Genomic DNA, 5908 nt, shown 5'->3' with positions numbered 1-5908 from the left:
CGGCAGGGAAAGTACAACAATGTATCGTAACAATCCCGGATCGTTGTTACGCAACAATGTACTCAGAGTGTATTGAAGATTGTAAGAAAAACGGTCAATTCGATGTTACCACTATGGGCTCAGTATCAAACGTCGGTTTGATGGCGCAAAAAGCAGAAGAGTACGGCTCACACCCAACAACATTTGAAATCGCAGAAGACGGTGTTGTAACCGTATCTGATGATAGCGGCGTATTGATGACTTTCAATGTTGAGAAAGGTGATATCTGGCGTATGTCGAGAGCTAAAGATATCCCGATCAAAGATTGGGTACGTCTTGCGGTTGAGCGTGCTGAAATCGAAAATGTTCCGGTTGTCTTCTGGTTGGATGAAAACCGTGCGCATGATGCTGAAATCATTAAAAAAGTGAACGCGTACCTACCTGAGTTCAACAAATCAGGGATCGAGTATCACATCTTGGCTCCTGAAAAAGCGATGGCGTTCTCACTTAAACGTGTACGTGCAGGACAAAACACTATTTCAGCAACGGGTAACGTTCTTCGTGACTATTTGACTGACTTGTTCCCAATCCTTGAGCTTGGAACATCGGCTAAAATGCTTTCAATCGTTCCTCTCCTTGCAGGTGGTGGATTGTTTGAAACGGGTGCGGGCGGCTCTGCACCGAAACACGTTGAGCAATTTGTAAACGAGGGTCACCTTCGTTGGGATTCATTGGGTGAGTTCTTGGCTCTTGCAGAGTCACTACGTCACATCAACAAAACGAAAAAAGACAACAAATTGAGCGCTCTTACTGCGGCTCTCGATGTTGCAAACGCGGCGTATTTGGATAACAACAAAGAGCCATCACGTAAAGCGGGTGAGCCGGATAACAAAGCGAGTCATTTCTTCTTGGCTCAATACTGGGCAAAAGCGTTGGCTGAGCAAACTGTGGACGGAGAACTTGCATCAAAATTTGCTAACGTGGCTAAAGCGTTGTCTGAAAATGAAGCTAAAATCATGGAAGAACTTCTCTCTGTAGAAGGAAAACCTCAAGATATCGGCGGTTATTACCACCCTAATCTTGAAAAAGTAACAGCGGCAATGCGTCCGAGTGCAACATTGAACGCTATTATTAGCGCAATCTAAATGCATAGATTCCGGTTCGCCGGAATCGTTTTTTATCTGTAGAGTTTTCTCTATAGATAAAAGGCGATTATATCGTCTTGTGATTATCTTCTTTTTGGAGAGGTAATAGCAATATGACACAAGGAGTAGGAAAATGGTAAAAGGAAAACGCGTCGGAATCGTAGGGGCAGGAAATGTCGGATCGACGATCGCTTACTCTCTTGCAATGCTTGGTTCGTGCCATGAGATTATTTTACGTGATAACAAAATCGAAATTGCAAAAGGTAAAGCGCTTGATATGTCTCAAGCAGCAGCGGCAGTCCGAAGCCACTCAACAGTAACGGTTGCTGAAACGATGGCGGATATGACCGATTGTGATGTCGTCGTTATCACCGCAGGTAGCCCTCGTCTTCCGGGAATGAGCCGTGATGATTTGTTGATGATCAATGCAAAAGTTACTCGTGAAGTAATCGAGGGAGTTGCAAAATATTCTCCGAATGCAATCGTTATCATGGTTTCCAATCCGTTGGATGCCATGACGTATGTGGCATTGCGTGAGAGCGGTTTTGATCGCAGCCGTGTTATCGGTATGGCGGGAGTATTGGACAGTGCCCGTATGGCTGCATTTATCCAAGAAAAACTTGGATACGGCGGCGGACAAATTCGTGCGTCGGTTATGGGCGGACATGGGGATGATATGGTTCCTCTTCCGCGCTATTCGACGGTTGCGGGTGTTCCTCTTTCCGATGTCTTAACTCAGGATGAGATTGATGAGATTGTTCAACGCACACGCAAAGGGGGAGCGGAAATCGTAGCGCTTCTCCAAACGGGATCAGCCTATTATGCTCCGGCAAAAGCAACAGCGATTATGGTAGAAGCGATCTTGAAAGATACCAAACAAATTCATCCGTGTGCCGTTTACCTCGAAGGGGAATACGGTTTCCATGATGTGGTAAGCGGTGTTCCTGTTATGCTAGGAGCCAACGGTGCCGAGAAAATCATTGAAGTAACGTTGAATGAGACAGAGAAAGCAATGTTTGCCGCATCATGTGCCTCGGTTCAAGGGTTGATTGATACCCTCAATACGAATAAATTTTTTGAAGGAGCCAAATAATGAGTTATCGCATCGAAAAAGATACGATGGGTGAAGTTCGAGTACCGAATGACACTTACTGGGGAGCGCAAACACAGCGTTCACTGGAGAACTTCCAAATCGGTGAAGAGAAAATGCCGTATGAAATTACAAGAGCATTTTCACTTCTCAAAAAAGCGGTAGCGTTGGTTAACTGCGATCTTGGAATGTTGAGTAAAGAAAAAGCGGATGCTATCGCTCAGGCGGCAGACGAGATGCTCTCGGGAAAACTTGATGCTCATTATCCGCTTGTCGTATGGCAAACGGGTTCGGGTACCCAGTCAAACATGAACAACAATGAAGTGTTGGCAAGCCGTGCAACGGAGATTCTCGGCGGTGATTTCAGAACTCAAAAATTGGTTCACCCGAACGATGACGTCAACAAATCACAAAGCTCGAACGATACCTATCCGACGGCGTTGCACGTTGCTGCGGTTATCGCGGTTGAGACACGTCTTCTTCCGGCAATCGATCATTTACGCCGTACGTTAATCGCAAAAAGCGAAGCGTTCAGCGATATCGTCAAAATCGGACGTACCCATCTCCAAGACGCTACCCCGTTGACACTCGGTCAAGAGATCAGCGGTTGGGTAGAGATGCTCAACAAATGTGAAAAAATGGCGAAAGATTCACTCGAATCGGTTCGCGAACTTGCCCTCGGCGGAACAGCAGTCGGAACGGGATTGAATGCTCATCCTGAATTAGGAGAACGCGTAGCGGCAAAACTGACTGAATTAACAGGTCATACATTTGTCACGGCACCGAATAAATTTCATGCGTTGACCTCTCATGACGCTCTTGTATTTGCACACGGCGCTCTTAAAGCGCTTGCGGCTGATATGATGAAAATTGCCAACGACGTTCGTTGGTTGGCTTCAGGGCCGCGTTGTGGAATCGGCGAGATCACTATCCCTGAAAATGAGCCGGGTTCATCGATTATGCCGGGTAAAGTAAACCCTACTCAAAGTGAAGCGGTGACCATGGTAACCTGCCAAGTTATGGGAAATGATGCCTGTATCGGTTTCGCGGCTAGCCAAGGGAATTTTGAGCTTAACGTGTTCAAACCGGTAATCGCCTATAACTTTTTACAATCGGTTCGTTTGCTCGCTGATTCTATCGTGTCGTTCAACGATAACTGTGCGGTAGGAATTGAGCCGGTACGCGATCAAATCGACGCCTATTTGAACAATTCATTGATGTTGGTAACAGCACTAAACCCGTACATCGGATATGAAAACGCGGCAAAAATTGCTAAAACAGCACACAAAGAGAACTCCACACTGAAAGAGACCGCCATTAAACTGGGTCTCTTAACAGCCGAAGAGTTCGATAAATATGTCATCCCTGAAGAGATGACAAGACCAATAGCGTAAACTTACAATAGGAGGAATGGATGAATATTCACGAATATCAAGCTAAAGAATTATTCAAAAAATACAATGTACCGACACCACGCGGACATATCGCTTTTACACCCGATGAGGCGGTAAAAGCGGCTCAAGAACTCGGCGGAAGTGTTTGGGTTGTTAAAGCTCAAATTCATGCCGGCGGACGCGGTTTAGGCGGCGGGGTAAAATTAGCCCGTTCTACTTCTGAAGTACGCGCTTTGGCTGCTGAAATTCTAGGGATGCAATTGGTGACACACCAAACAGGTCCAGAGGGTAAACTCGTTCAAAAAGTATACATTGAAGAGGGTGCCGATATCAAAAAAGAGTACTACCTCGGTATGCTACTCGACCGTGCGTCTGAAATGCCGATTATGATGGCCTCTACTGAGGGCGGTATGGCGATTGAAGATGTAGCGCATGACTCTCCTGAGAAAATTATCAAAGTCGCTATTGATCCGTTGACCGGTTTCCAAAGCTTCCATGGCCGCAAATTGGCATTTGGTTTAGGCTTGGCGGTTGAGGAGATCAATACCTTTATTAAATTTGCATCGGCACTTTATCGTGTATATATGGATCACGATGCTGAGATGATCGAAATCAATCCGTTGATCAAAACGGGTGACGGTAAATTTTTGGCTCTTGATGCAAAAATGGGCTTTGACAACAATGCCCTTTATCGTCAATCACAAGTCAATGAGATGCGCGACCTGACAGAGGAAGAACCGACAGAGATCGAAGCGGACAAATACGGTCTGAGCTATATTAAACTTGACGGAAACGTCGGTTGTATGGTAAACGGTGCCGGTCTTGCAATGGGTACTATGGATACGATCAACTACGAAGGCGGTCGTCCGGCTAATTTCCTTGATGTCGGCGGAAGTGCGAGTGCGGAAACAGTGGCAAAAGGGTTTGAAATCATCCTTAAAGATCCGAACGTTAAAGCAATTTTTGTCAATATCTTCGGCGGTATTGTACGATGTGATCGTGTTGCTAACGGTATTTTGGAAGCAACAAAACTTACAAACGTCAATGTTCCTGTTATTGTTCGACTTGACGGTACCAACGCTATCGAAGCGGCGGAAATTTTAAACAATGCCGGAATCGCTAATATCGTAGCGGCAACCGATCTTGCAGACGGTGCTCGTAAAGCCGTTGCAGCAGCGAAAGGAGAATAATTTATGTCAATTTTGGTAAACAAAGATACAAAAGTAATCGTACAAGGTTTCACAGGTAAAGAGGGGACGTTCCATGCAGAGCAATGTATGGCATACGGCACCAAGATCGTCGGTGGAGTAACACCGGGCAAAGGGGGGCAAGAGCACCTCGGTCAACCTGTATTTAATACGGTAGAAGAAGCGGTACGTGCTACCGGTGCTACGGTTTCTATGATTTTCGTTCCACCGGCTTTCGTATCCGATGCCGTTATGGAAGCGGCAGATGCAGGGATCAGCCTTGCGGTTATTATTACCGAGGGTGCGCCTGTTAAAGATATGATGTTCGCAAAAGCGTACGCGGTTAAAAAAGACATGATGACTATCGGGCCAAACTGTCCGGGAATTATCACGGCGGATGAGTGTAAAATCGGAATTATGCCGGGGTTCATTTTCAAAAAAGGGAACATCGGACTTATCTCTAAATCAGGGACATTGACGTATGAGTCAGCGAACCAAGTGGTTAAAGAGGGCTTCGGTATTACCACAGCGGTCGGTATCGGCGGCGACCCGATCATCGGCTTGAGCTACAAACAACTCCTTCCGATGTTTGAAGCAGACCCGGAAACGCACGCTATCGTTATGATCGGTGAGATCGGCGGAGATCTTGAGATCCAAGCAGCGGCGTATATCAAAGAGCATATCACCAAACCGGTTGTTGCATTCATCGCAGGTCAAACGGCTCCGGCTGGTAAACGTATGGGACACGCAGGTGCTATTATCTCCGGCGGTGCAGGTACGGCAGCTGAGAAAATGGCAGCTCTTGAAGCGGCAGGTGTTAAAGTCGTTGTTTCTCCGGCAGATATCGGTAAAGCTATCGCAGAAGTGATGAGAAAGTAATCACTATGAAACAGACTTTTGAAGTAGCTAATATTCGTTGCGGCGGGTGCGCTAAAACGATTACGACGTCACTTCAAGAAGGTGGATTTGAAGAGGTCAATGTTGACCTCACGTGCGAGCCTCGCAAAGTAACAGCTGAGATTGCTGACGAGGCGCAATTAGCACATTTTAAGGCTACATTAAGAAGCCTCGGATATCCTCTAATCGGTGAGGAAGAGGGTGTTATTGATAATG

At 46.3% G+C, this 5908-nt stretch carries 6 protein-coding genes; all 6 read left to right on the top strand.

The annotated features are described in order from the left end of the window. Positions 1–1124, top strand: a 1124-nt coding sequence (locus tag A2517_RS09425) for an NADP-dependent isocitrate dehydrogenase (protein WP_294896396.1), incomplete at its 5' end; no start/stop codon positions are given. Positions 1125–1257: 133 nt separating this feature from the next. Beyond that, positions 1258–2217 (top strand): malate dehydrogenase, encoded by a 960-nt coding sequence (mdh, locus tag A2517_RS09420; RefSeq protein WP_294896395.1) that lies wholly within the window; start codon positions 1258–1260, stop codon positions 2215–2217. Continuing rightward, positions 2217–3608, top strand: a complete 1392-nt coding sequence (fumC, locus tag A2517_RS09415; protein ID WP_294896393.1) for a class II fumarate hydratase — start codon at positions 2217–2219, stop codon at positions 3606–3608. The genes mdh and fumC overlap by 1 nt, the downstream gene beginning before the upstream one ends. Positions 3609–3628: 20 nt before the next feature. Then, the gene (gene sucC / locus A2517_RS09410) at positions 3629–4798 is read left to right on the top strand and encodes an ADP-forming succinate--CoA ligase subunit beta (RefSeq protein ID WP_294896391.1); all 1170 of its coding nucleotides are present in this window, start codon (positions 3629–3631) and stop codon (positions 4796–4798) included. A gap of 3 nt (positions 4799–4801) precedes the next feature. Then, positions 4802–5674 carry a succinate--CoA ligase subunit alpha gene (gene sucD, locus A2517_RS09405; protein WP_294896389.1) on the top strand — a complete coding sequence of 291 codons (873 nt, stop codon included), beginning with the start codon at positions 4802–4804 and terminating at the stop codon, positions 5672–5674. 5 nt (positions 5675–5679) lie between these two features. Continuing rightward, positions 5680–5908: heavy-metal-associated domain-containing protein (locus A2517_RS09400; protein ID WP_294896387.1), on the top strand; the 229-nt coding region annotated here is incomplete at its 3' end.

The sequence above is a fragment of the Sulfuricurvum sp. RIFOXYD12_FULL_44_77 genome (genome assembly GCF_001830725.1).
GTDB classification, from domain to species: Bacteria; Campylobacterota; Campylobacteria; order Campylobacterales; family Sulfurimonadaceae; genus Sulfuricurvum; species Sulfuricurvum kujiense_A.
Note: the sequence above shows the minus strand (reverse complement) of the source record. Positions and strands in the feature narration are given on the sequence as shown.